The sequence below is a fragment of the Streptomyces sp. NPDC029292 genome (genome assembly GCF_055569295.1).
In genome coordinates this window covers 126428-152652 of sequence record NZ_JBVHXR010000019.1, presented here as the reverse complement: position 1 = coordinate 152652, position 26225 = coordinate 126428, and the positions used below count along the sequence as shown (strand labels likewise).

Below are 26225 nucleotides of genomic sequence, written 5' to 3'. Positions count from 1 at the left end.
CCGATCGCACCCGTTCCCCCGGTCATCCACACAACTGCTGTTGATCCGCGGGTTCGAAGGCACACGACGACCTCACCGTCCAGGGGCACCCCCTGCCCCGATGTCCCGGAAGGACCATCCACCGATGTACGTGGTCTCATACTTCACCGACGCCGACGAGGCGCTCCACCTGGCCTACAGCCACGACGGCGAGGAATTCGCGACGGTGAACGGCGGCCGGCCCGTGCTGCGAGGCACGGTCGGCACCGGCAGACTGCGGGATCCGTTCATCGGGATGGGCCCCGACGGCCTGTTCCATCTGCTGGCCACCGACGGCTGGACGAGCCCCCGCATCGTCCACGCCACCTCGGCCGACCTTCTCACGTGGTCGGCTCAGGAACTTCTCCCGGCCATGGCCGACGTGGAGGGTGCCCTCAACGCCTGGGCGCCGGAGTTCTTCCTGGACCGCAGGACCGGGCTGTACCACCTCATCTGGTCCTCGGTCGTCGAAGCCGGAAGCACAGCCGAGGGCCGCGACTTCGAGCACGTCGGCCAGAACCACCGCATCTGGCACTGCACCACCGAGGACTTCAGAACATTCTCGGCCCCCGGTCTCTTCTTCGACCCCGCGCACTCGGTCATCGACGCCACCGTGCAGGAACTGGACGGCGGCGGATTCCTCATGGCCTACAAGGACGAACGCGGCACCAATGACCTCGCCACCGCTCACAAGGACATCCACCTGACCACCTTCGAAACCCCCGGTGGTCCGTACACCTCCCTGACAGGACCGGTCACACCCTCCGTGGTGGAAGGACCGTCGATCTTCCACCGCGGAGACGAGATGATCATGATCTTCGACCACTTCCTCGAAGGGAGGTACGGAGCGACCCGCAGCAAGGACGGCGTGGACTGGGAGCCCGTCTCCCTGGCTCTGCCGCCGGGCATGCGACATGCCTCCGTCCTCGAAACGCCCCTCCTGACATCACTCCCACCGCGGTAAGGCGACCGCTCATCGCGGTCGGGGCGAGTCCCGCGCGATCTGCCGGGGCTCAGCTCCTCCTGCCCCATGAGCCGCTCGCGCAGGGCCGACCACCGCGACGGCCGCGCCACAGACTCCGGGCGTAACCGCTTCGGGCGGCCCGCCCGGTGCAGGAAGATCCGCTTCGCATCCCGCGGCGCGGAGGACACTTCACCCACCAAGGAGCGTCGCAATGAAGCGTCGCAGAACGGACCGCCCGGTCCTCAGGGCGTCCCGGATCCTCACCCTGCTCGCCACCCTGGCGGGCGTCCTGCTCCTCCCGGCCCCCGCCGCCCTGGCCGCAGGCACCTCCTACTACGTGAACTGCTCCGCCGGGACCAACGGCACCGGCACCCAGTCCAGCCCCTGGAACTCGGTCGGCAGCGTCAACAGCGCCACCTTCGCCGCCGGCGACAGCATCCTCTTCGCCGCCGGCACCACCTGCACCGGCCAGCTCACCCCCGCCGGCTCGGGCACCTCCGGCAGCCCCATCACCATGGGCGCGTACGGCAGCGGCGCCAAGCCGGTCATCGACGCGAACGGCGCCACCGGTCCGGTCATCCACCTGCTCAACCAGCAGTACTGGGAGATCGGCGGCCTGGAGCTGACCAACGCGGCGTCCTCGCCCGCCTACCGCTCCGGCGTCCTCGCCGAGAACAGCTCAGGCGGCGTCCTGCACCACATTCGGGTGCACGACATGAACATCCACCACATCAGCGGCTGGGCGGGCGGCTGGTACGGCACCAACGCGGGCGTCGGCGTCCAGACCGACCACACCACCCCCCTTTCCACCTGGGACGACGTGGTGGTCGAGAACAACATCTTCGACCACGTCGACCGCATCGCCGTCGCCGTCACCCCGGACGGGGACGGCCAGGGCACCGGCCTGACCACGGGCACGGTCATCCGCGGCAACACCATGACCTATGACGGTGCCGACGACATCCTCGTCGTGAAGAACGACGGCGCCCTCATCGACGGCAACAAGGCCGGCTACGGCGGCGCGAAGAACACCTGCCCGCCCTCCGGCCAGTACTGCAACGGAGCCTCCGCCGGCATCTGGATGTCCGGCAGCTCCAACACCGTGGTCCAGAACAACGAGGTCTACTGCCACGTCAACGGCGCCGACGGCACCGGCTACGACGTCGACTGGGGCAACCACAACACCACGTTCCAGTACAACTACAGCCACCAGAACCTCGGCGGCTTCATGCTGGTGATGCCGCCCTTCACCATCGCCAACGAGCCCACCTCGACCGTCCCCAGTGACGGCACGGTGATCCGCTACAACATCAGCGAGAACGACGGCACCAACGCGGGCTGCCCTGCCGCCGGCACCCCGACCCACGGCACCGGCGTCTTCCACTTCGTCGGCAACATCCCCAACCAGAGCGGCAGTTCGGTCGCCGTCCCGCTCATCTACAACAACAGCGTCTACGTCAACAAGAGCGGTCTGAACACCCCCATCCTGTACTCGCGCCGGGGCGGGAGCGTCACCGGAACCCTCTCCTTCCGCAACAACGCGGTCTTCAACTACGGCACCGGCGGCTACTTCACCACCAGCTCAGGTTCCGTCTACTCCAACAACCTCTTCTACGGCACCCACCCGTCCTCCGAGCCCGCCGACTCGGCCAAGGTCGTGACCGACCCCGAGTTCCGCAACCCCGGCAACGCGGACACCTCCTCGTCCTTCACCGGCACCAACGCCTACCAGGTCCACCCCTCCTCGCCCGTGATCCGGGCCGGAGCGGTCATCAGCGACAACGGTGGCAAGGACGCCTTCGGCAACACCGTCTCCGCGACGGCCGCGCCCAACATCGGCGCCTACAACGGCACCGGCGGCAACCTCGTCTCCAACGCCGGCTTCGAGACCGGCTCGATGAGCCCCTGGACCAACAGCGGCGCCGCCCCCTCCGTCACCTTCTCCGGTGCCCGCACCGGCGGCTACGCGCTGACCACCCAGGCCAGCGGCAGCGGCGCCAACCAGAACCTGACCGGCCTCAGCCCGAACACCACCTACCTCCTCACCGGCTGGGCCAAGGTCGCGAACGCGGGGGAGACCCTCGCCATCGGCGTCAAGAACTACGGCGGTACGGAGACGTTCACCAACGTGGCGACGACGTCGTACTCCCAGGCCGCGGTGCTGTTCACCACCGGCAGCACCAACACCTCGGCCCTCGTCTACTGCTGGAAGAACACCGGCGGCACCGGCACCGGCAACTGCGACGACCTCGCGGTGGAACGGATCTCCACGCCGTCCAATGTCCTGACCAACGCGGGCTTCGAGACCGGTTCCCTGAGCCCGTGGACCCGCAGTGGCAGCGGCGCCCAGTCCGACGTGGTCGCCTCCAACGCCCGCACCGGCACCTACTCACTGCAGACCGGCGCCGCCACGAGCGGTGTCGAGCAGTCCGCCACCGGTCTCGCGTCCAGCGGTACCTACCTTTTGGCCGGCTGGGCCAAGGTGGCCAGCGGCAGTGAGCAGGTCGCCGTCGGTGTGAAGAGCTTCGGCGGCACCGAGACCTACCTGCGCACCTCCACCACCGCCTACTCCCAGCAGCCCGTCTTCTTCACCACCGGGAGCACCAACACCTCGGCCGCCGTCTACTGCTACAAGGACGCGGGCGCCTCGGCCGGTTACTGCGACGACTACACCCTGATCAAGCTTTCCTGACCACGACCGATTTCCTGGAAGGAAGGTTTCAGCGAAGGTGGGCGGGTCGGTGCATCCGATCCGCCCACGGGCCGTCCGAGGGCGGACGCGCAGGTCGTTCTCCGCAGCCGCTGCCGCGGCCCATCGATCTGGCGATCGCGGCACTGCTGTTGGCGCTCGCCGAGAGCACGACCGAAGGCAGCTGCCGGTGTCGGGGTCGGAACCGGGCGGCGACAATGCCCGTGGCGTCGGCGCCCCGCACGATGAGCGAGGAGCCCCCGCGTCGGCGGGGAGGACCTGCACCGCGGTCACGCGTACAGCGTGGGGCTCGGCGCACCCCCGCGCCGACGGGGACGAGCTCGCCGGCGCGGTCACCCTCGCCTGGGTCGGGGAACCACCCCCGCGGGTGCGGGGACGAGTTCCTCGTGGTGGGCGCGGTTCTGCGCCGTGATGTCCGTGCGGACGGTCGGTGGTACGCAGCGTGGCCTCTTCAAGGATGCGCCGGTGTGTGCTCGGCGAGCCGGTGGTGTTCCTTTTTGGCGCGGGGCATCCGGTCAGCGCATCCGCGCGTCCTGGATCGACCATTGGAGAAGGTCGGGCCGGTCGTAGTGTCCGGTGACATCGAGGTCGTGCTTGTAGGCGACGGTCTCCGCGAGGTCGATGTCCGCTACGACCATGGCGGGGCCGAGGACCGGCCCTGTGCGCCACTCACCGTCGGGACCTACGACGCCTGATCCGCCCGGGAACATCGTTTCGCCGTCGAAGTCCGGGCCGACCCCTCGGGCGTACGCTTCCCTGATCTCTTCCGGTACGTCGTCCACCGGCAGCCAGGTCGCGGCGCAGGCCACGAAGCAGCGGCCCTCGAAGGCGTACGAGCGGGAGGCCAGTTGGTGTGCGCCGGGCATGTCGGGCCAGAGCGCGACGTGGATCTGCTCATCGCTGTGGTGCATCGCGTGCCGGGCGATGGGGTGCCAGTGTTCCCAGCAGACCAGGTTGCCGACCCGGCCGGCCGATGTGTCGTACGCACGCAGGCCGTGAGCGTCGCCCGGGGTCCACACCAGGCGTTCGGTGTGCGTGGGGAGCATCTTGCGGTGCACACCCAGGAGTTCCCCGTCGGCGCTGATGGTGGCGCTGCTGTTGTACAGGGTGGCCGAGTTGGGTCTGCTCCGTTCGTTGAAGCCCATGACCACGTTGATGCCGTGGGTGGCGGCGGCTTGGCGCAGGGCCTGCATGTGGTCGCCCTCGGCTGTGGCGCTTGCCGTGGCCAGCCGCTGGAACCAGTGGCGGGCTTCGGCGTCGTTCCAGCCGGCGAGCGTGAACACCCAGGCGGGGTAGCCGCCGAGCCAGGTTTCGGGAAAGACGGCGAGGTCCGCGCCGAGCGCCGCTGCTTCGGCGATGTGCCGTACGGCGGCCTCGGTACCGGCGTCGAGGTCGAGGATGTGCGGGGGCTGCTGGACGATACAGATACGGGTCATGGGAAGAAGGCTCCTTACCAGTCGGCGATGGTGCGCACGGCAACCCAGGTCAAGGCGATGGCGAATGCGGTGAGGCAGGCGAGATCGACGCGGGCGGCCCAGGGGCTGCGGACGGGCAGGTCCGGCCACCAGGCCAGTGCACCGGTGGAGATCGCGATGTAGTACCCGGAGACCAGCAGGGCTGCCGAGGTGACGGGCCCGGTCGTGGAGAGGGCGTCGGTGGCCATGAAGACGGCGCCGATGACCAGGGCGTCTACGTGGCCCTGCCGCAGCCGGGTCCACTCCTTGATGCGGGCCCAGCCCTTCGGCTTGCCGAGTGAGACGGAGAGGAAGAGTCCGGACCAGTCTCCGATGACGAGCAGGAGCATGCCGCCCGCTCCGAGGATGCCGATGTCGTTCACAGAACGCTCCCGGCAGGTGTATCGCGGAGAGGGCGGGCGATCGTCAGGTAGAGCCCAGCGAGGACGGCGAGGACGGCGAAGACTCAGACGACCGCCCTGACCTGCCACGTGGGCGCGCCGGGTGGAGCGAGGCTTGTGCGGGGCCAGGCGATGTTGCCGGTCTCGAAGGTGAGCCGGCAGAAAGCCAGTCCGTTGACGGGCATGCCCTTGCGACCGGGTTGCAGGGTTCCGCCCGGCTGCCATCGGCCGGTGAGCAGGGCCGACAGGGCCGCGGCGACCACGAGGAGGAACGTGACATACGGTCCACCGGTACCGAAGGTGATCATGGCGCCGATCGCGCCGTCGTCCCAGCCGAGCAGGTGCCGGAGTCCGTCATGCCATCACTGACCGCGAGTGACGCTCCATCAGATCTTTCCCGGGCGGGCTGAAGGCTCTCGCGGATGTCGACGTCCTGGGCATGAACGGTTCCGAAGTGTCCTGGCAGGACCTGACTCTTCGCGGGAATCATGGTGTTCGTCGAGTCGGCTCTGCACGGTGCGCGAGTCGACGTAGGCGTGGAGCAGTTCGAGCAGGCGCCGGCGGCCGAAGGGTTGGCCGTGTCCGGGTTAGACCACGGAGACGGGCAGGTCGCCGAGCCGGGTCAGTGAGTCGACGTAGTCCGGCACGTTCGCGCCGCTGATCGCGTCGAGGAGTTCCGCGCCCTCACGGAGGTCGTAGACCACGTCTCCGGAGAACAGAGCACCCTGGTCCGGCTCGAACAGCGCGATGCTGCCCGGGCTGTGGCCGGGGAGGTGCAGGACGGTCAGCGTGCGGTCGCCGAGGTCGATGACATCTCCGTCCTCGACGGGCAGGTACGACGTCGGCGGGCGCAGCACGTAGGAGTCCGGGTCGAACCCGGGGACGGGCGCGGCGTCCACCAGAAGCTCTGGAAACTCCTCGGCGTACGCCGCCTCCAGACCGAGCGTGCCCACGAGCCGCTCGCCCCGCAGGGTGCCGGGGTGTGGACGGCCTCCGCCGCATGGGCGTAGCAGCTGTCGAACTCGTGGGCGCCGCCCAGGTGATCCAGGTGGGCATGGGTCACCACTAGTGCCGGGTCCCGCTCGAAGAGCTGTGGGACCCCCTGCCGGAGGGAGAGCATCCCCAGGCCCGCGTCCACCACGAGATCGCGATGGCTGCCGCGGAGATGCCAGATGTTCGCTCGCAGGAACTCGTGCACGTGCGGCTCGGTGACGACCGAGAGCCCGTCGTCGACCTGCGTGACCTGGAACCACTGGTCCGCGACAGGGAGGCAGTCCGCCGTCACAGGTTCCCCTTGCGGTGGTTGTCCAGCAGCAGGCTGCAGCCGGTGTAGACGAGGGCGGCGACCGCCGTCCCCGCGAGCGCGGAGAGGTCCCCGCCGCCGATCGCGGATGCCACCGGCCCGACGAAGAGCGTTGTGTTGACGCACAGCAGGGCAGCCGCCGCCCCGGCGGCCAGGGCGATGACGCCGGACCAGTTGACACCGTTGCGGAACCAGAACGGGCCGGACGGAGAGGTGTCCTGCAGGGCCGGACCGTCGTAGCGGTTGCGGCGCAGCAGGATGTCGGCGCCGTAGATCGCGGCGAACGGGCCGAGGAGCGCGACCGAGAGCGCGAGTACGTTGCTCATCGACGTGAGGAAACTGCTGGAGGCCAGCGCGGCCACGCAGAGGGCTCCGCCGAGCACCGCGTCGGCGATCACCGACCGGGCCCGGCTGATCCGCACGCCCATCGCCTGCAGAGCCAGCCCGGATGAATAGACGGTCAGGACGTTGTTGGTGATCGACCCGACGACCAGGACGAGGAGGAAGACGGCGTAGAACCAGGAAGGGAGAATGGACCGCATGTTGGTCTGCGGGTCGGACATGTCGATCGCGGACCCGGCCAGTATCCCGATGCTTCCCAGGGCCATGGCCGGCACCCAGCCGCCGAAGGCGGTCCATCCGGCCACCGCGCGCGGCGAGGCGGTCTGCGGAAGGTAGCGGGCGTAGTCGGAGCCGCCGGGCCACCCCAGGGGCAGTGCCGCGACCGCGGTCAGGCCGATCAGCAGGGACGCCCACAGCTTGCTGCCGTCCAGTGAATGGAAGCCCGCGGGATGCATCGTCGCGTGCTGCACGACGAAGAATCCCAGGGCCAGAGTGCCGGCTCCCAGGAGCGCTGAGAACCACACGCTCAGGCGGACGATCGTCGCGTGCCCGTACACGCCCATGGTGAAGGTGACCGCGGCGACGAGCACGGCCACGATCACCTTGGCCAGGAACGATGTCTCCACTCCGACGAATGACACCAGAGCGAATCCGGCGAGTGCGCCGACCGCGAGGTTGAGCCCCTCATAGGCGATACAGAGGGCCCATACCGCGCCGGCTCCGAAGACGCGGTTGCCGCGGACGCCGTACATCGCTCGTGTGGTGATCGTGCTCGGCGCACCCGTGCTCGGTCCGCTGACGGCCAGCAGGCCGACGAGCGCCCAGAACAGGTTGCCCACGAACAGCACGGCGAAGGACTGCAGCATTGACAGCCCGAGGACGGGCAGGAGGCCGCCCACCAGGATGTAGAAGTAGGCGAGGTTCGACGACAGCCACACCGCGAACAGTTCGCGTGGGCGGCCATGGCGGCCCTCCGGACCGATGTGCTCGATGCCGACGCTTTCGACCTTGCCGAATCTGTCGACGGCTTCCAGCGGCTGCATGGGGCCGGCTTCTGCGGCGACGTGCGATGTGTCAGACATGAAGGTCACCATGCCTTGCGTTGAGCGAATGCCCAATAGGACTGTTGGGCAGGGAGCCAACAGCAGGACACTTGGACCTGTCAATGGGTCGCGCACGGCATCTTGGGATATGGATGATCGAAGCAATAGACCCGCTGCCACCTCGAGGATCCGCCGACTCGACGGGATCCCCACCTCGATCTAGAATGTTGGCCGTATGGTCAATAGTGGTTATTTGACGGTCTGGATAGACTGACCGCCCGGGACCGAGGGGTGGATTGCCGAGTGGGGACCAAGGGGCGGCGGCTGAGACCGCAGGAGCGACGCCAGGAGATGATCGATGCCGCCCTCGACCAGGCGGACGCGGTCGGGCTCGACCGACTGACCTCCCGGGACATCGGCGCATCCGTCGGCGTGGCATCGGGGCTCGTCCATCACTACTTCTCGTCCATGGACGAGCTGATCATGGAGGCGTTCGCCCAGTTCGCCACGGCCGAACACGACGATGTGCGCTCGCTCATCGAGTCACTTCCAGCCCTGCCGGCACTGTGCGCACTGGTGGGCCGGCAGCTCAACGCCCCCACCAGGCACGCACGCATCTGGATGAGCGCATGGGTGGCGGCCCCGCGCCGCCCCGAACTGGCCGAAGAGGTCGACCGGCAGATGGTCGTAGGGCTGGACCTGCTGACCGGCCTGCTCGCTCGGGGCGCGGACGAGGGCGTGTTCGAACTGTCCGATCCCCGCGCGAGCGCCTTCCGGATTCTCGTTCTGCTGGACGGGGTCCTCGTGCAGATCTCCATGCGCGCCGAGAAGTCCTACGGCGACGTGACCAAGATTGTCTGGGAGGCGGTCGAACGCGAGGTCGGACTGACCGCGGGCACCCTCAGCGGCCACGGCGGGCCGGCGCCGACATCCTGACGAACGACACTCGCGGTGCTCCTGCGCCGGCCGAGCACGAAGGTCTCCTTCACGCATCCTGGAGGTGAACGGCATGGGCGTGCCCCTCAGCTGGCTGCTGCGGCGCCAGGGACTCCGGCTGAAGTTGCTGGCCGGGCGTGGTGGCCTGGACCGCGAGGTTGATTGGGCGCACAGCATCGAGCTCGCCGACCCGGTGCCGTGGCTCGGCGGTGGAGAACTCGTCCTCACCACCGGCCTGCGGCTGCCGGGCTCGGACGAGGCCCGCAGGGACTACGTACGGCACCTGGCGAAGGCCGGGGTGGCCGCCCTCGGCTTCGGCGTGGGCCTGTCGCACGCGCGTGTGCCCGACGTCCTGATCGAGGCGGCCGAGGCGGCCGGTCTGCCACTGCTCGAAGTGCCTCTGCCCACACCGTTCGTGGCCGTCACCAAGGCGGTCATGGAGCGGTTGGCCGAGCAGCAGTACGAGGGCGTGGTCCGGGCATCACGCCTCCAGCCCCGGATGACCCGGGCCGCACTGCACGGCGGCGCCCAGGCCGTCGTGCGGGAGCTGGCCGTCTCCACCGCGACCTCGGTCGTCTTCCTGGACCACGACGGCACCCCACGCGCCTCGCACCCTCCCGGCACCAGCATCCCCGGACCCGAACTGCTCGCCAGGCTGGGCCCGGCGGATCAGGCAGCGGCGGTGGTGAGCAGCGGTCCCGACGGAGTGGTGGCGGCGCAGCAGGTGCGGGTGGGCCCCCGGGTGCACGGCCGGCTGGTCCTGGTCACGGACCGGCCGCTCACGCCGGTCGACCACCTCCTGCTCGGGCACGCCGCGTCGCTGATCGCCCTGGAGGCGGAGAAGCCCTCGCGGTTGCGGGACGAGCAGGGCCGCGTGAACGGCCTCTTCCTGCGGATGCTGCTGGACGGATCCCTCCCGGCCGCGTCCGCCGTGGACCACCTCACCGAGGCGGGCTTCCCGGTCCGTGACGGCGTGCGCGTCCTGGTGCTGCGGGGCGGGAGCCCTCGGCGGGCTCTGGAGCGGGCGGGGGAGGAGCTGGACCGGCGCGGGCTGCCCCTGTTCGGCGTCGTGCACGAGGGGAGCGCGGTGGTGCTGCTGCCCGGCGGCCACACGGAGACGGCGCGAGCCCTCGCCGGCGGTGCACCGGCCCACCCGCGCTCCCGCACCTGGGCCGGGCTGAGCGACGTACAGGATCCGGGAAGTGGGCCGGTGGCTCTTCGGGAGGCGCTGAACGCCGCTTCGGCGGCACAGGCGCGTGGGGTTGCGGACCTCGTGTCCTTCGAGTCGCTGGCCGGACAGACGCTGGCCACCAGCCCCGAGGTGAGAGCGGCACTGGAGTCCCTCGCCGAGGCCCGACTGGGCCCGCTCTCGGCGTACGACACCCGGCAGGGCACCGAACTGGTCGCCTCGCTACGGGCGTTCCTCGAACACAACGGTCAGTGGGAGGCGGCCTCGGCGGCCCTGTCCGTGCACCGGCACACCCTGCGCAGCCGCGTCGAACGGATCCAGCAGGTTCTCGGCATCGACCTCGACTCGGCGCACGTCCGCGCCGAGCTCCTGCTGGCACTGTCGGTGTGGCAGGAGCCCGGCTAGGGGTCATACGGCGGCGGACGCGGTCTCCTTGGCGAGGGCCTCGCCGAGGATGGCCAGGCCCTCCTCCAGCAGGGTGTCGGAGATCGACAGCGGCGGCAGGAACCTCAGTACGTTTCCGTAGCTGCCGGCGGTGAGGACCAGCAGGCCCTCCGCGTGGCAGCGCCGGGCGATCCGGGCGGCGAGGTCGGGGGCCGGGACCCGGTCGCCGAAGGGTTCCACCAGCTCGACGGCGACCATCGCACCCCGGCCGCGTACCTCCCCGATCACCGAGTGCACGTCGCTCAGCTTGCTCAGATGTTCGAGCATGGCGTCGCCGATCTCCAGGGCCCGTTCCAGCAGACCGTGGGCCTCGATCTCCTCGAAGACACCGAGAGCGGCCTCGCAGGCCACCGGATTGCCGCTGAACGTGCCGCCCAGTCCGCCGGCCGGTACCGCGTCCATCAGCTCGGCGCGGCCGGTCACCGCGCCCAGCGGCAGACCGCCGGCCAGGCCCTTCGCGGTGGTGATCAGGTCGGGCCGGACACCCTCGTACTCGCAGGCGAACATCCGTCCGGTGCGCGCGATGCCCGCCTGGATCTCGTCGACGATCAGCAGGATGCCGCGGGCCCGGCAGATCTCGGCGACCCGGGGCAGGAACCCGGGCGCGGGAACGACGAAGCCGCCCTCGCCCTGGATCGGCTCCACCAGCACAGCGGCCACATTGTCCGCGCCCACCTGGCGGTCCAGCAGGTCCTCCAGGGCGTCGGCCGCCTCCTCGGCACAGTTTTCGGGGCCGGTGGGCCAGCGGTACGGGTATGCCATCGGCGCGCGGTGGACCTCGGGCGCGAAGGGGCCGAAGCCCTGCTTGTAGGGCTTGTTCTTGGCCGTGAGGCTCATCGTGAGCAGGGTGCGGCCGTGGAAGGCGTGGTCGAAGACGACGATGCCGGGTCGGCCGGTGGCGGCCCGCGCGATCTTGACGGCGTTCTCGACGGCCTCGGCGCCGGAGTTCACCAGGATGGTGCGCTTCTCGCCGGGGACCGGCGCGAGCTCGTTGAGCTTCTCGCACACGTCCAGGTACGACTCGTACGGGTTGACCAGGAAGCACGTGTGGGTGAACCGGCGCAGCTGCGCGGCGGCGCGCTCCGCCACGCGCGGGGCGGAGTTGCCCACGGTCGTCACGGCGATACCGCTGCCGAAGTCGATGAAGGAGTTGCCGTCCGCGTCGACGATCACACCGCCGCCGGCCGCCTCCACGAACACCGGCAGGGTCGCGCCGACCCCGGCCGGGACCAGGGTCCGCTGACGGGCCAGCAGCTCACGCGAGCGCGGGCCGGGGATCTCGGTGACGATCCGCCGTACCTGTTCGAGGTCGGGACCGCCGACCGGTCGGGAAGCACCGGGCATGGGACGTCCTCCGGGGATGTGCGGGGATGGGGAGGCCGAGCCAAGCACCGCGCGACCGCCGGGGCCATGGACGGATCGGCGTGCCCGGACCCTCTAACGCGGGACATTCCGTCCAGTGCGCCGCCGTCCGCCCGCTCCCCACAATGACGGCCTCCACGTCCACGGAAAGGAATCCGATGCGACAGAGCACGGACAACAGCCCGACGGCGGGCGGAGTCCCCCCGTCGGTCCGGTCCCTGCGGCACCTGGTCGCGGGGCAGTGGCGAGAGGGCGACGGCGACGAACTGGTCGACGTCAACCCGGCACTTCCCCGCGAGACGGTCGCGGTCGGCCGGCTCGCCCGGGACCACGACCTGGACCGGGCCGTCGCCGCCGCGCGCGACGCCTTCCCCCACTGGGCGGCCACTCCGCACCACGTACGCGGCGCGATCCTGGACCGGGCGGCCGGCATCCTCGACGCGCACGCCGGGCAGTGGGGCGAGGAACTCTCATGGGAAGAGGGCAAGACCCGGCCCGAGGGGATCGGCGAGGTACGGCGGGCCGCGGAGATCCTCCGCTACTACGCCGGTGAGGCGTCCCGTCCCGTCGGCGAGGTGTTCGCCTCACCCCGGCCCGGCGAACAGATCCAAGTGATCCACCGCCCGGTCGGCGTCGTGGCGGTCGTGACCCCGTTCAACTTCCCCGTCGCGATCCCGGCCTGGAAGATCGCCCCCGCGCTCGGCTACGGCAACACCGTCGTGTGGAAGCCCGCCAGCGTCGTTCCCCTGCTGGCCGTGCGGCTGGCCGAGGCACTCGTCGAGGCCGGGCTCCCGGAGGGCGTGCTGTCGCTGCTCATCGGTGACGGGAGCCTCGGTGGCCGACTGGTCGAGCACCCGGGCGTGGACGCCGTGACGTTCACCGGGTCGACCTCGGTCGGCCGGGGTCTGATCGCCGCCTGCGGTCGGCTGGCCCGGCCTGTACAGGCCGAGATGGGCGGCAAGAACGCGGCGGTCGTGCTCGCCGACGCCGACCTCGAACTGGCCGCGGGGGAGGTGCTGGCCGGGGCCTTCCGCTCCTCGGGCCAGAAGTGCACCGCCACCTCCCGGCTCGTCGTGGCGGAGCCCGTCGCCGACGAGTTTCTCGCCCTGCTCACCAAACGCGCCACCGCGCTGCGGGTCGGCGACCCCCTCGCCGAGGACACCGAGATGGGCCCCGTGATCTCCCTCCAGGCCCGGGACGGCATCCAGCAGGCCGTGGACGCCGCGGCCGCCCGCCCGGGAGCCGACGTCCTCACCGGTGGCCGCCCCTATGACGACGACCGCATGACCGGCGCCTTCCTGCCGCCCACCGTGATCGAGCTGGCGGGGGAAGACCCGTTGTGGCGCGAGGAGTTGTTCGGCCCCGTGCTCGCGGTCCGCCGGGCAGCGGATGTGAGCGAGGCCCTGGCCCTCGCCGACGACGGCGACTTCGGCCTGTCGGCAGCCGTCTTCACCGACGACCTGCGGGCCGTCACCGCCGCCGTGGAGCGGCTCGACGTCGGCATACTGCACATCAACTCCGAGACGGCCGGGGCCGATCCGCACGTTCCCTTCGGCGGCGCCAAGCAGAGCGGCTACGGGCCGAAGGAACAGGGGCGAGCCGCCCGCGACTTCTTCACCCGCACCAAGACCGTCTACCTGCGCGGCTCGGGCGGGCGGGAACGGTGAGCGCGCTGCCCGGGCTCCCGCTGTCCGGGGTGCTGGTCGCCGACTTCGGACGTGTGCTGGCAGCCCCGTACGCCACGATGCTCCTCGCCGACCTCGGCGCCGACGTCATCAAGGTCGAGCAGCCCGCGACCGGGGACGACACCCGGGCCTGGGGACCCCCGCACGCTCAGGGCGAGGCCACCTACTACCTCTCCGTCAACCGCAACAAACGCTCCCTCACGCTCGACCTGCGTGACGAGCGCGACCGGCGACGGGCCGTGGAACTGGTCCGCCGGGCCGACGTCCTGTTCGAGAACTTCCGTCCCGCGACGATGGAGAAGTACGGCCTCGACTACGACCGCGCGCGGACGCTCAACCCCGGCCTCGTCTACTGCTCGGTGACCGGTTTCGGCGCGGACGCGGGCGCCGACCTGCCCGGTTACGACCTGCTGATCCAGGCGGTCGGCGGCCTGATGAGCCTCACCGGGCCGGCCCCCGGGCAGCCCGTGAAGACCGGCGTGGCCGTCGTGGACGTCCTGACCGGACTGCACGCGACGATCGGTGTCCTGGCCGCACTGCGGCACCGCGACGCGACGGGCGAGGGCCAGCACGTCGAGGTCAACCTCCTGTCCTGCCTGCTGTCCAGCCTGGTCAACCAGGCGGCCGGCTACACCCTGGCCGGGAAGGTGCCGGGCATCCTCGGCAACCGGCATCCGTCCATCGCGCCGTACGAGGTGTTCCAGGCCCAGGACCGGCCGCTCGTCGTCGCCGTCGGCAACGACCGGCAGTTCGTGGCCCTGTGCCAGGGGCTGGACGCTCCCGATCTCGCCGCCGACCCCCGCTTCACCACCAACACCGACCGCGTCGCCCATGCCGATGAACTGGCCGAGCGACTTGGCGAGCTGCTGTCCGCCCGGACCGCGGCCGACTGGTTCGGCCGGCTCACCCCGCTGGGCGTGCCCTGCGGCCCCGTGAACGACCTCTCCCAGGCCTTCGACCTGGCCGAGCAGCTCGGCCTCCGCCCGCGTACGACGCTCTCCGCACCGGACGGGCCCCCGATGGACCTGGTGTCCAACCCCATCGGGCTTTCCAGCACCCCGCCCCGGTACGAGCGCCGTCCGCCCCGGCTCGGCGAGCACACCGACGACCTCACGGCCTGGCTGGACGCCACTTGACTCGACACCGCCTGGCTCGACACCGCTTGGCTCGACTCGTAACACCACCCTCGACCCGATCACCAGGAGCACATGATGAGCGGCACCAAGCCGATGAAGGACCCCCTCGATCTGCTCGACCTCTCCTCCGTCTTCACCGACGAGGAGCGCGAGATCCAGGCCACCGTCGCCAAGTTCCTCGCCGACCGGGTGCGCCCGCACCTCGGCGAGTGGTTCGAGAACGCGTACTTCGCCCGCGAACTCGCCCCGGAACTCGGCAAGTTGGGAGTCCTCGGCATGCACCTCGACGGGTACGGCTGCTCCGGGACGAACGCGGTCAGCTACGGCCTTGCCTGCCTGGAACTGGAGGCGGCGGACTCCGGCTTCCGCAGCTTCGTCTCCGTGCAGGGCTCGCTGTCGATGTTCTCGATCTGGAAGTGGGGCTCGGAGGAGCAGAAGAACGAGTGGCTGCCCCGACTGGCCGCCGGTGAGGCGATCGGCTGCTTCGGGCTGACCGAACCCGACTTCGGCAGCAACCCCTCCGGCATGCGCACCAGGGCCGTCCGCGAAGGCGCCGACTGGATCCTGAACGGCTCCAAGATGTGGATCACCAACGGCGGCATCGCCGACGTGGCCACCGTCTGGGCGCAGACCGAGGACGGCGTCCGCGGCTTCCTCGTGCCGCGCGGCACGCCCGGCTTCACCACGCAGGACATCAAGCAGAAGATGTCGCTGCGCGCGTCCATCACCTCGGAGCTGTACTTCGACAACGTACGGCTGCCCGACGCGGCGCGGCTGCCCCTCGCGGAGGGTCTGCGCGGCCCGTTGTCCTGCCTGAACGAGGCCCGCTTCGGCATCCTGTTCGGCGCGGTCGGCGCGGCCCGCGACTCGCTCCAGGCGGCCATCGAGTACGCCGACTCCCGCGTCCAGTTCGACAAGCCGATCAGCGCCTTCCAGCTCACCCAGAAGAAGCTCGCCGACATGAGCGTGACCCTGGGCAACGCCGCCCTGCTCGCCGTGCACCTGGGCCGGCTCAAGGACCAGCACCGCATCAGGCCCGAGCAGATCAGCGTCGGCAAGCTCAACAACGTACGGGAAGCGATCGCCATCGCGCGGGAGTGCCGCACCATTCTCGGGGCCAACGGCATCTCCCTGGAGTACTCGCCGCTGCGGCACGCCAACAACCTGGAGTCCGTCCTCACCTACGAAGGCACCAGCGAGATGCACACGCTGGTCGTCGGCCAGGCGATCACCGGCCAGGCGGCCTTCCGCTGACCGCCGTCTTCTGTCCCCGTCCGCCTCAGTCAGGGAAGTAGGCCTCCATGGCCATGCCCACGTCCATGTCCCCTTCCACCACCGACGACATCCGCCGCGTCGGCGTCGTCGGCGCCGGACTCATGGGCAGCGGTATCGCGGAAGTGTGCGCCCGCGCGGGACTGGACGTGGTCGTCGGCGAGACGGGCCCCGCAGCCGTCGAGGACGGACACCGCAGAATCGCCGCGTCCCTGGACCGCGCCGTACGCCGCCACAAGCTCACCGAGGCCGAACGCGACACCACGCTCCGCCGGATCCGGTTCACCACGGATCTGGCGGACATGGCCGACCGCGACGCGGTCGTCGAGGCGGTGGCGGAGGACGAGCAGGTGAAGACCGAGGTGTTCGCCGCCCTCGACAGGGTGGTCACCCACCCGAGCGCGATCCTCGCCTCCAACACCTCCTCCATCCCCGTGATGAAGCTCGCCATGGCCACCGGGCGGCCCGAACAGGTCATCGGCGTCCACTTCTTCAACCCGGTGCCGGTGCTGAGCCTCGTCGAGCTGGTGCCTTCCCTGCTGACCAGCGAGCAGACCCGCACACGGGCCCGGGACTTCGTCACCGGCGCACTCGGCAAACAGGTCATCGGCGCCCAGGACCGGGCCGGCTTCGTCGTCAACGCCCTTCTCGTGCCGTACCTCCTCTCCGCTGTCCGCATGCTCGAATCCGGCTTCGCCTCCGCCGCCGACATCGACGACGGCATGGTCCTCGGCTGCGCCCACCCGATGGGTCCGCTCCGCCTGGCCGACCTCATCGGCCTCGACACCCTCAAGGCCATCGCCGAGTCCATGTACGAGGAGTTCAAGGAACCTCTGCACTCCCCGCCACCGCTCCTGCTGAGGATGGTCGACGCCGGTCTCCTCGGCAGGAAGACCGGCCGGGGCTTCCACGACTACACCCCCCGCTGACGAGGGCTGGTGACGATGGACCGACCCGGGAAAAGACGGGATTTCGGGACGCCGGCCGCCACGAGTGAGTGCCTGGCCCTGGGCGACGGCCGCCTTTTGTGACCTGGCGCTTCATCTGGCGAGTGAGCAGTTGACCTGGCGGGAGCGAGCGCTCTGGCCGGCGAGCTGAGCCGCTGTGGTCGGTGAGCGAGTTGATCTCTGTTTGCGACGGTACCTGCGGATGTCGTTGCAGAGTCCATAGGATCACCGGCATGGCACTGCGACCTGTTCAGGTGAACATAAAGGCTCTTGATGGCTTGGCGGTCGGCCGGTTCTGGGCGGAGGCGCTCGGCTGGAGTGCTTACAGCCCCGGCGTGACCACCTACGTGGGACCCGTCGGCGGCATCGTCTGGCCGGACCCGGTCGCCGTCTGCATCGACGTCGTTCCCGTCCCGGAACCCAAGACAGCAACAAAGAACCGTGTGCACCTCGATCTCGCCACCACCTCTGCGGCCCATCAGGCGGAGTTGGTCGCGCGCCTCCAGGCTCTCGGTGCGACGCCCGCCCACGTGGGCCAGGGCGACGTGCCGTGGACGGTCCTCGCCGACCCCGAGGGCAACGAGTTCTGCGTGCTGGAGCCTCGGGAGATCTACCAGGACACCGGTCCGATCGCCGCGGTGGTGGTCGACTGTGCGGATCCGCGGGCCATGGCCCGGTTCTGGGGTGAGGCGATGGACTGGACCCTGCACGAGGTGACCGACGATCAGGCGGTGTTGCGCTCTGCCAAGGGTGTCGGCCCGTACCTCGAATTCCTCCGCACGCCCGGCGTGAAGACCGTGCCGGACCGCGTCCACCTTGACCTGCTGCCGTACCCCGGTGACGACAAAGCGGCGGAGGTGGCCCGGCTGCGGGCCCTCGGCGCCACCGACCTCGACCTCGGCCAGGGCGACGTCCCTTGGACGTGCCTGGCCGACCCGGAGGGCCACGAGTTCTGCGTCCTCGCCCCGTCCTGACGCGGAGCCTCAACGACACCCCGACACGTGTGCCTTGTGTGCTCATGCGCCATGGACCCGGGTGGGTTGGGCTGTGGCGTCTCGGTCGATTCGGGCGGCGAGAGCTTGCGTGTGGGGCGAGATCAGCTCGCTCGCCGACCACAAAGCTCAACTCCCTGGCTGGCCACGCACGTCGCCCGCCACGGTTCGAGTGGGAACCGACCGACTTGGTGGGTATGCCGGTGTGGCTCCATCCCCGCGACAGGTGGTCCGACAAACAGTTCGCGCTCGGTCCGCAGCACGATCCGCTGCGCAAGGCGATCGGGGACGAGCTGGACCGTCCGCGCTCGGCGGACTGACGGCGAGCAGATCATGACGCGGCTGCCTTCAGCACGCGCGGCAGGTGGATGTGAAGGTGCTCGACTTCGACTTCGGAACCTCCGCCCTCACCCCGCCTGTCTCGCCCGTGCACCCAAACCCTCACGACCAGGCCCAGGACGACCGCTCGGCTCGGAAAACCGAGGGCAGCCGCCCGCTACGACGTGGGTAAGACCGTGCAACATCCGGCGACCATCGCCGAACGCGACCCGCTCAGACCACGAGCAGGCTGCGGCACGCATACTGTCGGGCCAGGCCACAGCTTGGGCGGGTGCAGGGCTCATCGGGATCCTCGAGCGCACAGGGAGACGAACTCGTAGGCGAGGTTGGCTGCGGCGACGCTGGTGATGTCGGCGTGGTCGTAGGCGGGGGAGACTTCGACGACGTCGGCGCCGACGAGGTTGAGGCCCTTGAAGCCGCGGATGATGCCGAGGAGTTCCCGGCTGGTCATGCCTCCTGCCTCCGGGGTGCCGGTCGCAGGGGCGTGGGCGGGGTCCAGCACGTCGATGTCGACGGACACGTACAGGGGCGCGTCGCCGATCTGCTCCCGCAGACGGGTCACGATCTCGCGGACGGTCAGGGTCTCCAGGTCGGCGCAGTGCACGATGGTGAATCCCAGTTCCGCGTCGCTGATGAGGTCCTGAGGATCGTGCAGGGATCCGCGTATGCCGACGTGCGCGCTGGAACCGGGGAGGAAAAGGCCCTCTTCCGCAGCCCGGCGGAAGGGGGTCCCATGGGTGAGGGGCGCGTCCCAGAAGGTGTCCCAGGTGTCGAGGTGGGCGTCGAAGTGCACCAGGGCGACCGGCCCGTGGACCCTGTTCATGGCACGCAACAGGGGATAGGCGATGGTGTGGTCGCCGCCGAGGGTGACCAGAGGGGCGCCGTCGCGGATCAGCTCGTAGGCGCCGTCCTCGATCTCTTTGCTCGCTTTGGCGATGTCGAAGGGGTTGCAGGGCAGGTCTCCCGCGTCGACGACCTGCTGGTCGCGGAACGGCAGCACGTCGAGCCGGGGGTTGTAGGGGCGCAGGAGCCGCGAGGCTTCCCGGATGGCTGCGGGGCCGAAGCGGGCTCCGGGGCGGAAGGTCACGCCGGCGTCGAAGGGGACGCCGACCACGGCGACGTCGTGGCCGGGCACGTCTTCGATCCGGGGGAGCCGGGCGAAGGTGGTCAGGCCGGCGTAGCGGGGACTGCTGTGGCCGTCGGTCTGGCCGACGGGCCGAGTGGCGGTGTGGCCGGAGTCTGCCTGGGGGTCGTTCACGTGTGGCATCGGATGGATCCTCCGTTGATCTGGATGGTCTGCCCCACGGCGGAGCCGATTCGAGGGGCGGTGAGAAGCGTGACCGCGGAGGCGGTCTCCTCCGGTTGGCCGGTCCTCCCGAGGGGGATGGTGTCGGCGTAGTGCATGCGCATGTCGTCGGGGGTCAGTCCCGCGCTGTCGGCGTCGACATGGAGCTGCGGGGGTGTTGATGACCCCGGGAGCGGTGGCGTTGACGCGGATGTCTTCGGGCTCCGGCTCCCGGCCAGGGGGTTCCCCGACTGCGCCATCACGCCACGTCCTGGGTGACGCGACGTGAGGCGATGTATGCGCTGGTGAGTTCGCGCAGGCGCGCGCCGTCGAAGGACGGGCCGTGGCCGGGGTGGACGACGCGGACCGGCAGCTCCGTCAGACGGCCCATGGTGGCTACGTACGCGCGTGGGTCGGCGCCGTGGATGTCGTCGAGCAGCCGGCCGTCGTAGACGACGTCGCCGGAGAAGAGGGTCTGGGTCTCCGGCTCGTACAGGGCGATGCTGCCGGGGCTGTGGCCGGGCAGGTGGAGGACGGTGAGGTCGCGGTCGCCGAGGCCGATGGTGTCGCCCTCGACCAGATGCCGGCTTACCCGGGTTGGACGCAGCCGGTAGGTGCCCGGGTCGTAGTTCTCGTGCGGAAGGGCCGAGACCAGCAGGTGCGGCACGGTCCCGGCGTCGGTTGCCGCCATGCCGAGCTCGTCGAAGAGGGCGGCGGAGGCCAGGGCTCCGGGCGGTGGGGTCTCGATGGGGTCGGCCCGGTGTGCGCGGCAGTCGGCGAACTCGTGGGCGCCGCCCATGTGATCGAGGTGGCCGTGGGTGATCACGACGATGGGTTCGTCGGCGAACAGCTGCGGAAACGCTGGGCGCAGTGGTGCCACGCCCAGGCCTGTATCGATGAGGAGACTGCGGTCTCGGCCCCGGATGTACCAGGTGTTGGCCTGCAGGAAGGGGTGCACGTGTGGTTCGTGGATCCGGGTGATGGCGTCATCGATCCGTGTGGTGGTGAACCAGGTGTCGGCAACCGGCAGTGCGGGGGAAGACGCTGGTGTGGCGGGGGTGCCGTGCGGGCGCTGGGGAGTCACGGGCGGGCCGTCTCCCGGTTCTTGCTGAGCAGGCAGTAGACGGCGGCGGAGGTGAGCGGGCCGAGCAGCGCCGACAGGTCGAGACCGCCCAGAGCACTGGTGCCCGGCCCCACGAAGAGCGTGGTGTCGACGAACAGGAGCGCTACGACGGTGCCGGTGACCAGCGCGATGATGCCGGCGGGGTGGTAGCCGCGTCGGTACCAGAACGGGGCGCCGGGGTGCTCCTGGTGCAGTGCGAGGCCGTCGTAGCGGTTGCGTCTCAGGACGATGTCGGTGGCGTAGATGGCCATCTGCGGGCCCAGGAAGGTGACGGTGAGGGCCAGGATGTTGTTGAGGGACGTGAGGAAGCTGGGGGAGAGCAGGGCGTAGGCGCACAGGGCGCCGCCGATGAGCGCGTCGATGTACACGGAGCGCGCGCGGCTCATCCGGACGCCGAGGGACTGCAGCGCCAGCCCTGAGGAGTAGGTGGTCATGACGTTGTTGGTGACCGAGCCGACGACGATGACCGCGAGGAAGACGGTGTAGAACCAGCCGGGGACGATGGCGCGCATGGAGTTCTGCGGGTCGCTCATGTCGACTGCGGTCCCGGCGAGGATGCCGATGCCGCCCATCACCACGGAGGGCAGGAAGCCGCCTGCGGCCGTGCTGAGGGCCACCTTCCATTTGCTGACGTCGCGGGGCAGGTAACGGGCGTAGTCGGCGCCGTTCGACCAGGACAGCGGCGCGGAGGCGATGAGGGCCAGGCCGATGCAGGCCGCCGCCCACAGGGCGTGGCCGTGCAGTGCGGTGAAGTGGGCCGGGTGGAGGGTCGCGTGCTGGGAGACGAAGCCACCGAGGACCAGCCCGCAGGCGCCCAGCACGACGGAGAACAGCACACTGAAGCGGACGATCGTGGCGTGCCCGTACAAGCTGAGGGCGAAAGCGGCGACGCCGATCACCACGGTGAGCGTGACCTTGGTCCAGTCGGCGGGGTGGAGGCCGAACGAGTCCAGCAGCGTGAAGCCGGCCAGGGCACCGATGGCGAGGTTGATGCCCTCGTAGGTGACGGCGACCAGCCACTGGAAGCCGGCACCGAAGATCCGGTTGCCCCGGATCCCGAACAAGGCACGGGTGACGACTTGGCTCGGTGTGCCCGAGGCGGGACCGCTGACGGCGAGGAGCCCGACCAGCCCCCAGAACAGACTGCCAAGGATCAACACGGTGAACGACTGGGCGACGCTCAGGCCCAGGACCGACAGGGCGCCGCCCAGCAGGATGTAGAGGTAACCGACGTTGGACGACAGCCACACCGGGAAGAGCTCGAAGGGACGCCCGTGCCGTTCGTCCTCGGGGACGTGGTCGATGCCTCGGGTCTCGATCCTGCCGAAGGCGTCCTGTGGGGCTGATCCGCCGTTCGGGCCGGATGGCATTGCTGTTCGTGTCCGGGTGTCTCCCGAAGCGGACATCTCGACACCTCCTCGTTGAACATGTGCTCAACTGCTTGTTGAGCGGATATTCAACAGAGTGGGGTTGGGGGCGTCAATACCTGCGACTGCCTTTCCCGGCGGTGATCGCCGCGGAGCGGGCCCGGTCGGCACGTTTCGCGTTGAGCGGGAGATCAATAGACTGTCCGGCATGCTGAAGAAGGGCACCCGCCGATCCCCTGAGGAGCGCCGCCAAGAGATCATCGACGCGGCCCTGTCACTGGCGGACACCGTGGGTCTGGACCGCATCACATCCCGGGACGTGGCCAACGTTCTCGGCGTGACCTCCGGGTTGATCCATCACTATTTCCCCACGGTCGACGACCTGGTCGTCGCCGCCTTCGCCCAGGCCGCGGCCGCGCATACCGGCCTGAACCGACAAGCTCTGCACGAACTGCCTCCCGCCGAGGCGCTCACTGCGCTCGTAGGCAGGGCGCTGGCGATGGGGAGGGAAGCGGCTCGTGTCTGGATGAGCGCCTGGGTGGCCGCCCCGCGCCGTCCCGAACTCGCGGTGGAAGTGGACCGGCGCATGCTCGACGGTCTCGACGTCCTGGCGGAGATCCTCCGGCGAGGCCAGGCAGAGGGCGCCTTCCAGCTGGCCGACCCGGTCGTCAGCGCCCTGCGCATCCTCGTCCTCGTCGACGGAGTCCTGGTCCAGATGTCCATGCGAGCCGACACCCCCTACGGTGACGTCCACACCCTCGTCTGGGACACCGTGGAACGCGAGGTCGGCATGCCCGAGGGAAGCCTGCGATCCGCGCCCGCATGACCCGGGCGGGCGCTCTGGAACGCGGCGTACGAAGCAGGCACTCGGCGAATTGCCCCAGCTTCAGGAGGGCTGCAAGGCGCCGGGTTGCAGCCCCGACTCGATGGGGAAGAATCGTCGACTGCGATTCCAGCCAGGAGCCCGCGAACCAGCTTCCCCCGGCTTCCAATGAACCGTTAAGGCTCGTAGCATGATCATGATCGGTGTTTCTTGAGGCGTCTCCAGCAGATGAGGCTGCAGGCCAATGAGATGAAGGCGTCGTGGAGTTCGGGTCGGCGTTCCCGGCGGGCGGCGAGGCGTTTGAACTGGTGGAGCAGGGCGACGGTCTACTCGACGACGTAGCGGAGTTTGCCCAGGCCCTGGACGTTCGGGGCGGCCCTTGCGGGAGATGGCCCCGGCGCTTGCGCGGTTCTTCGCGGTGGGGGTCGGAGTCGTAGCCCGTGTCGCCGAGGAGTGAGTCCGGGCGGCGGCGTGGCCGGCCGGGGCGGCCTGCGATGGGCGGGATGCCGTGAATGAGGGCGAAGGTCTGGGTGACGTCGTTGACGTTGGCCGCGGTGGTGATGATCTTGAACGGGGTGCCGCGTCCGTCGCAAATCAGGTGGTGTTTGCTGCCCGTCTTCCGCCGGTCGACCGGCGACGGACCGGTGGCGGGGCCCCTTTTCTCGCGCGGATGTGGGAGCCGTCCACGCGTGCGCGGGGCCAGTCGAGTTCGCCGGCGGCGTTCAGTTCGGCGTTGCAGGATGCGGTGCAGCTGGTCGAAGACCTCGGCCTGCTGCCACCGCTCCAGGCACAGCCGGCAGGTCTGTCCGGAGTCGAACCCCAGTTCCAGTGGCGGCAGTTGTCAGGCTATGTCGTTGCGGAGGACGAACGGGATGCCTTGGCGGCACAGCCGGTCCGCAACCGGCCGAGGTCCCGGCGACTTCTCCGGCCACGGCGGCAGCAGCGGCTCGATCAGCATCCGCAAGTCGTCGTCCATGATCCGCGGCCGAGCACTCGCACCCGCCCGAACGGCCGAATCGTCACATTGGTCACGCCCGACCAGGGCACTTCAACAAGATCGTGTCACGAGCTCTACGCGAAGTTCCTGGCCGGAACACGCGACTGTGCCAACCAGCTGATCGAGCAGTCGATGAACCAGTGGGAGGCACCCGGGACGCTGGGTTAGGCGCAGGCTGGTCCGGAAATACTCCGGACCAGCTGGTCAGGACTGGGATGACGGTGGGACGAACTGAGATCAAGAAAGTATTTCGCCTCGCTACTTGCTCGCGACCATGAAGGGCGCCTGAACTGGGAGTTTTCCCAGTTCAGGCACCCTTTTCCATGCCCCCTAGAAGAAGCCCAGCTTCTTCGGCGAGTACGACACCAACAAGTTTTTCGTCTGCTGGTAGTGCTCCAGCATCATCTTGTGAGTCTCGCGGCCGATTCCGGACTGCTTGTAGCCGCCGAACGCCGCGTGTGCCGGGTACGCGTGGTAGCAGTTCGTCCACACCCGGCCCGCCTGGATCGAACGGCCCGCCCGGTAGGCGGTGTTGATGTCCCGCGTCCACACGCCGGCTCCGAGCCCGTACAGCGTGTCATTGGCGATCTTGATGGCGTCGTCGAAGCCGTCGAACGACGTGACCGAGACGACCGGGCCGAAGATCTCCTCCTGGAAGATCCGCATCCGGTTGTCACCCTCGAAGATCGTCGGCTGGACGTAGTAACCGCCCTTCAACTCCCCGTCGTACTCGATCCGCTCACCGCCGGTGAGAATCCTGGCGCCCTCCTGCCGACCGATGTCGAGATAGGAGAGGATCTTCTCCAACTGGTCGTTGGAGGCCTGCGCGCCGATCATCGTGTCGGTGTCGAGCGGATGGCCGGGCTTGATCAGCTCGGTGCGGGCGACCGCCGCCGCCAGGAACTCGCCGTAGTGGCCGCGCTGGACGAGCGCCCGCGACGGACACGTGCACACCTCGCCCTGGTTGAGCGCGAACATCGTGAAGCCTTCGAGCGCCTTGTCGCGGAAGTCGTCGTTCTCGGCCCAGACATCGTCGAAGAAGATGTTCGGGGACTTGCCGCCCAGTTCCAGTGTGACCGGTTTGATGTTCTCCGCGGCGTACTGCATGATCAGCCGCCCCGTCGTGGTCTCACCCGTGAACGCGACCTTCGCCACCCGCGGGCTGGACGCGAGCGGCTTGCCCGCCTCCACGCCGAAGCCGTTGACGATGTTCACGACACCCGGCGGCAGCAGGTCCGCGATCAGGCTCATCCAGTAGTGGATGGACGCAGGGGTCTGCTCGGCGGGCTTGATGACGACCGCGTTGCCCGCCGCCAGCGCCGGGGCGAGCTTCCATACGGCCATCAGGATCGGGAAGTTCCACGGGATGATCTGCGCGACCACGCCGAGCGGCTCGTGGAAGTGGTACGCGACGGTGTCGTCGTCGACCTCGCCGAGCGAACCCTCCTGGGCGCGGATCGCGCCCGCGAAGTAGCGGAAGTGGTCGATCGCGAGCGGGATGTCGGCCGCCAGGGTCTCGCGTACCGGCTTGCCGTTCTCCCAGCTCTCGGCGACCGCCAGCTTCTCCAGGTTCGCCTCCATCCGGTCGGCGATCCTGAGCAGGATGTCGGCGCGCGCGGTGACGGACGTGCGCCCCCAGCCGGGCGCGGCCGCGTGTGCCGCGTCCAGCGCGCGCTCCACGTCCTCGGCAGTGCCCCGCGCGATCTCCGTGAACGGCTGCCCGTTCACCGCACTCGGGTTCTCGAAGTACTGTCCGCGGGCCGGCGGAACGTACTCCCCGCCGATGAAGTGGTCGTAGCGCGACTGGTAGGAGACGATCGCGCCCTCAGTGCCGGGTGCCGTGTAACGAGTCATGCGGGTCTGCCTCCCGGAGAAGCGCTGCCCGCCGTTGGGCAGCTCTCGCCGCGAGGCTAGAAGCGCGGACGTTGCGACGACGTTGCGCGTCTCGGTAGCGGTCTGTCCGGCAGCCGTCCGTCTCAGCCGTGCGTCAGGGGCCCGTGCGTCCGGCACGCGTCCGTTCGGCAGCTGTCCGTCTCGCAGCTGTCCGTCAGGCGTACGCCGTCGGGTATCCGTCTGTCCGGCGTACGCCGTTC

General features: G+C 69.5%; 22 protein-coding genes and 1 pseudogene. 12 read left to right on the top strand and 11 right to left on the bottom strand.

Features of this window, described 5'->3' with window-relative positions:
• Positions 1-124: 124 nt before the first annotated feature.
• Both ACZ4WS_RS34730 and ACZ4WS_RS34725 read left to right on the top strand, forming a co-directional pair.
• Positions 125-982 carry a glycoside hydrolase family 43 protein gene (locus ACZ4WS_RS34730; RefSeq protein ID WP_467986775.1) on the top strand — a complete coding sequence of 286 codons (858 nt, stop codon included), beginning with the start codon at positions 125-127 and terminating at the stop codon, positions 980-982.
• A gap of 211 nt (positions 983-1193) precedes the next feature.
• Positions 1194-3674, top strand: coding sequence for a carbohydrate binding domain-containing protein (locus ACZ4WS_RS34725; protein WP_467986774.1), 2481 nt, complete (start codon positions 1194-1196; stop codon positions 3672-3674).
• 533 nt (positions 3675-4207) lie between these two features.
• Here ACZ4WS_RS34725 and ACZ4WS_RS34720 read toward each other — a convergent pair.
• The 5 genes from ACZ4WS_RS34720 to ACZ4WS_RS34700 form a co-directional block, all read right to left on the bottom strand.
• Complete coding sequence (locus tag ACZ4WS_RS34720; protein ID WP_467986773.1) at positions 4208-5128, bottom strand: carbon-nitrogen hydrolase family protein; 921 nt, start codon at positions 5126-5128, stop codon at positions 4208-4210.
• A gap of 14 nt (positions 5129-5142) precedes the next feature.
• A complete protein-coding gene (locus ACZ4WS_RS34715) occupies positions 5143-5529 on the bottom strand; it encodes a hypothetical protein (protein WP_467986772.1) in 387 nt (128 codons plus the stop codon).
• Positions 5530-5612: 83 nt separating this feature from the next.
• The gene (locus ACZ4WS_RS34710; protein ID WP_467986771.1) at positions 5613-5855 is read right to left on the bottom strand and encodes a hypothetical protein; all 243 of its coding nucleotides are present in this window, start codon (positions 5853-5855) and stop codon (positions 5613-5615) included.
• 279 nt (positions 5856-6134) lie between these two features.
• Positions 6135-6500, bottom strand: coding sequence for an MBL fold metallo-hydrolase (locus ACZ4WS_RS34705; RefSeq protein ID WP_467986770.1), 366 nt, complete (start codon positions 6498-6500; stop codon positions 6135-6137).
• Between the two features lie 328 nt (positions 6501-6828).
• Positions 6829-8274 carry a purine-cytosine permease family protein gene (locus tag ACZ4WS_RS34700; protein ID WP_467986768.1) on the bottom strand — a complete coding sequence of 482 codons (1446 nt, stop codon included), beginning with the start codon at positions 8272-8274 and terminating at the stop codon, positions 6829-6831.
• A 312-nt stretch (positions 8275-8586) separates the two neighbouring features.
• On the opposite strand from ACZ4WS_RS34700, the gene ACZ4WS_RS34695 reads away from it, so the two are divergent.
• Together ACZ4WS_RS34695 and ACZ4WS_RS34690 are read left to right on the top strand one after the other, a co-directional pair.
• Positions 8587-9171: a TetR/AcrR family transcriptional regulator gene (locus ACZ4WS_RS34695; RefSeq protein WP_467986766.1), complete on the top strand. Its 585-nt coding sequence runs from the start codon at positions 8587-8589 to the stop codon at positions 9169-9171.
• 73 nt (positions 9172-9244) lie between these two features.
• Positions 9245-10765, top strand: a complete 1521-nt coding sequence (locus tag ACZ4WS_RS34690) for a PucR family transcriptional regulator (RefSeq protein ID WP_467986765.1) — start codon at positions 9245-9247, stop codon at positions 10763-10765.
• Positions 10766-10768: 3 nt separating this feature from the next.
• On the opposite strand, the gene gabT is transcribed toward ACZ4WS_RS34690, so the two are convergent.
• Complete coding sequence (gabT, locus tag ACZ4WS_RS34685) at positions 10769-12148, bottom strand: 4-aminobutyrate--2-oxoglutarate transaminase (RefSeq protein ID WP_467986763.1); 1380 nt, start codon at positions 12146-12148, stop codon at positions 10769-10771.
• 176 nt (positions 12149-12324) lie between these two features.
• On the opposite strand from gabT, the gene ACZ4WS_RS34680 reads away from it, so the two are divergent.
• The 6 genes from ACZ4WS_RS34680 (at position 12325) to ACZ4WS_RS34655 (ending at position 18518) form a co-directional block, all read left to right on the top strand.
• Positions 12325-13833: an aldehyde dehydrogenase family protein gene (locus ACZ4WS_RS34680; RefSeq protein ID WP_467986762.1), complete on the top strand. Its 1509-nt coding sequence runs from the start codon at positions 12325-12327 to the stop codon at positions 13831-13833.
• Complete coding sequence (locus ACZ4WS_RS34675) at positions 13830-14987, top strand: CaiB/BaiF CoA transferase family protein (protein ID WP_467986761.1); 1158 nt, start codon at positions 13830-13832, stop codon at positions 14985-14987. The genes ACZ4WS_RS34680 and ACZ4WS_RS34675 overlap by 4 nt, the downstream gene beginning before the upstream one ends.
• Before the next feature lie 75 nt (positions 14988-15062).
• Positions 15063-16241 (top strand): acyl-CoA dehydrogenase family protein, encoded by a 1179-nt coding sequence (locus ACZ4WS_RS34670; RefSeq protein ID WP_467986760.1) that lies wholly within the window; start codon positions 15063-15065, stop codon positions 16239-16241.
• Positions 16242-16288: 47 nt separating this feature from the next.
• Positions 16289-17188 carry a 3-hydroxybutyryl-CoA dehydrogenase gene (locus ACZ4WS_RS34665; RefSeq protein ID WP_467986758.1) on the top strand — a complete coding sequence of 300 codons (900 nt, stop codon included), beginning with the start codon at positions 16289-16291 and terminating at the stop codon, positions 17186-17188.
• 251 nt (positions 17189-17439) lie between these two features.
• Positions 17440-18180, top strand: a complete 741-nt coding sequence (locus tag ACZ4WS_RS34660; protein WP_467986757.1) for a VOC family protein — start codon at positions 17440-17442, stop codon at positions 18178-18180.
• Between the two features lie 215 nt (positions 18181-18395).
• A complete protein-coding gene (locus ACZ4WS_RS34655; RefSeq protein WP_467986756.1) occupies positions 18396-18518 on the top strand; it encodes a hypothetical protein in 123 nt (40 codons plus the stop codon).
• A gap of 299 nt (positions 18519-18817) precedes the next feature.
• On the opposite strand, the gene speB is transcribed toward ACZ4WS_RS34655, so the two are convergent.
• The 3 genes from speB to ACZ4WS_RS34640 form a co-directional block, all read right to left on the bottom strand.
• Positions 18818-19804 (bottom strand): agmatinase, encoded by a 987-nt coding sequence (speB, locus tag ACZ4WS_RS34650; protein WP_467986755.1) that lies wholly within the window; start codon positions 19802-19804, stop codon positions 18818-18820.
• A gap of 277 nt (positions 19805-20081) precedes the next feature.
• Positions 20082-20906 carry an MBL fold metallo-hydrolase gene (locus ACZ4WS_RS34645; protein ID WP_467986753.1) on the bottom strand — a complete coding sequence of 275 codons (825 nt, stop codon included), beginning with the start codon at positions 20904-20906 and terminating at the stop codon, positions 20082-20084.
• A complete protein-coding gene (locus ACZ4WS_RS34640; protein ID WP_467986752.1) occupies positions 20903-22315 on the bottom strand; it encodes a purine-cytosine permease family protein in 1413 nt (470 codons plus the stop codon). Before ACZ4WS_RS34640 ends, ACZ4WS_RS34645 begins: the two co-directional genes overlap by 4 nt.
• Before the next feature lie 205 nt (positions 22316-22520).
• Here ACZ4WS_RS34640 and ACZ4WS_RS34635 point away from each other — a divergent pair, with 205 nt between their 5' ends.
• Positions 22521-23138, top strand: a complete 618-nt coding sequence (locus ACZ4WS_RS34635; RefSeq protein ID WP_467986750.1) for a TetR/AcrR family transcriptional regulator — start codon at positions 22521-22523, stop codon at positions 23136-23138.
• A 400-nt stretch (positions 23139-23538) separates the two neighbouring features.
• On the opposite strand, the pseudogene ACZ4WS_RS34630 reads toward ACZ4WS_RS34635, so the two are convergent.
• Positions 23539-23730: pseudogene (locus ACZ4WS_RS34630) on the bottom strand (transposase); the annotation flags it as partial.
• Here ACZ4WS_RS34630 and ACZ4WS_RS34625 point away from each other — a divergent pair.
• Positions 23644-24300, top strand: coding sequence for a hypothetical protein (locus ACZ4WS_RS34625; protein WP_467986749.1), 657 nt, complete (start codon positions 23644-23646; stop codon positions 24298-24300). The pseudogene ACZ4WS_RS34630 and the gene ACZ4WS_RS34625 overlap by 87 nt on opposite strands.
• Before the next feature lie 162 nt (positions 24301-24462).
• Here ACZ4WS_RS34625 and exaC read toward each other — a convergent pair whose 3' ends face one another.
• A complete protein-coding gene (gene exaC, locus ACZ4WS_RS34620) occupies positions 24463-25986 on the bottom strand; it encodes an acetaldehyde dehydrogenase ExaC (protein WP_467986748.1) in 1524 nt (507 codons plus the stop codon).
• Positions 25987-26225: the final 239 nt, after the last annotated feature.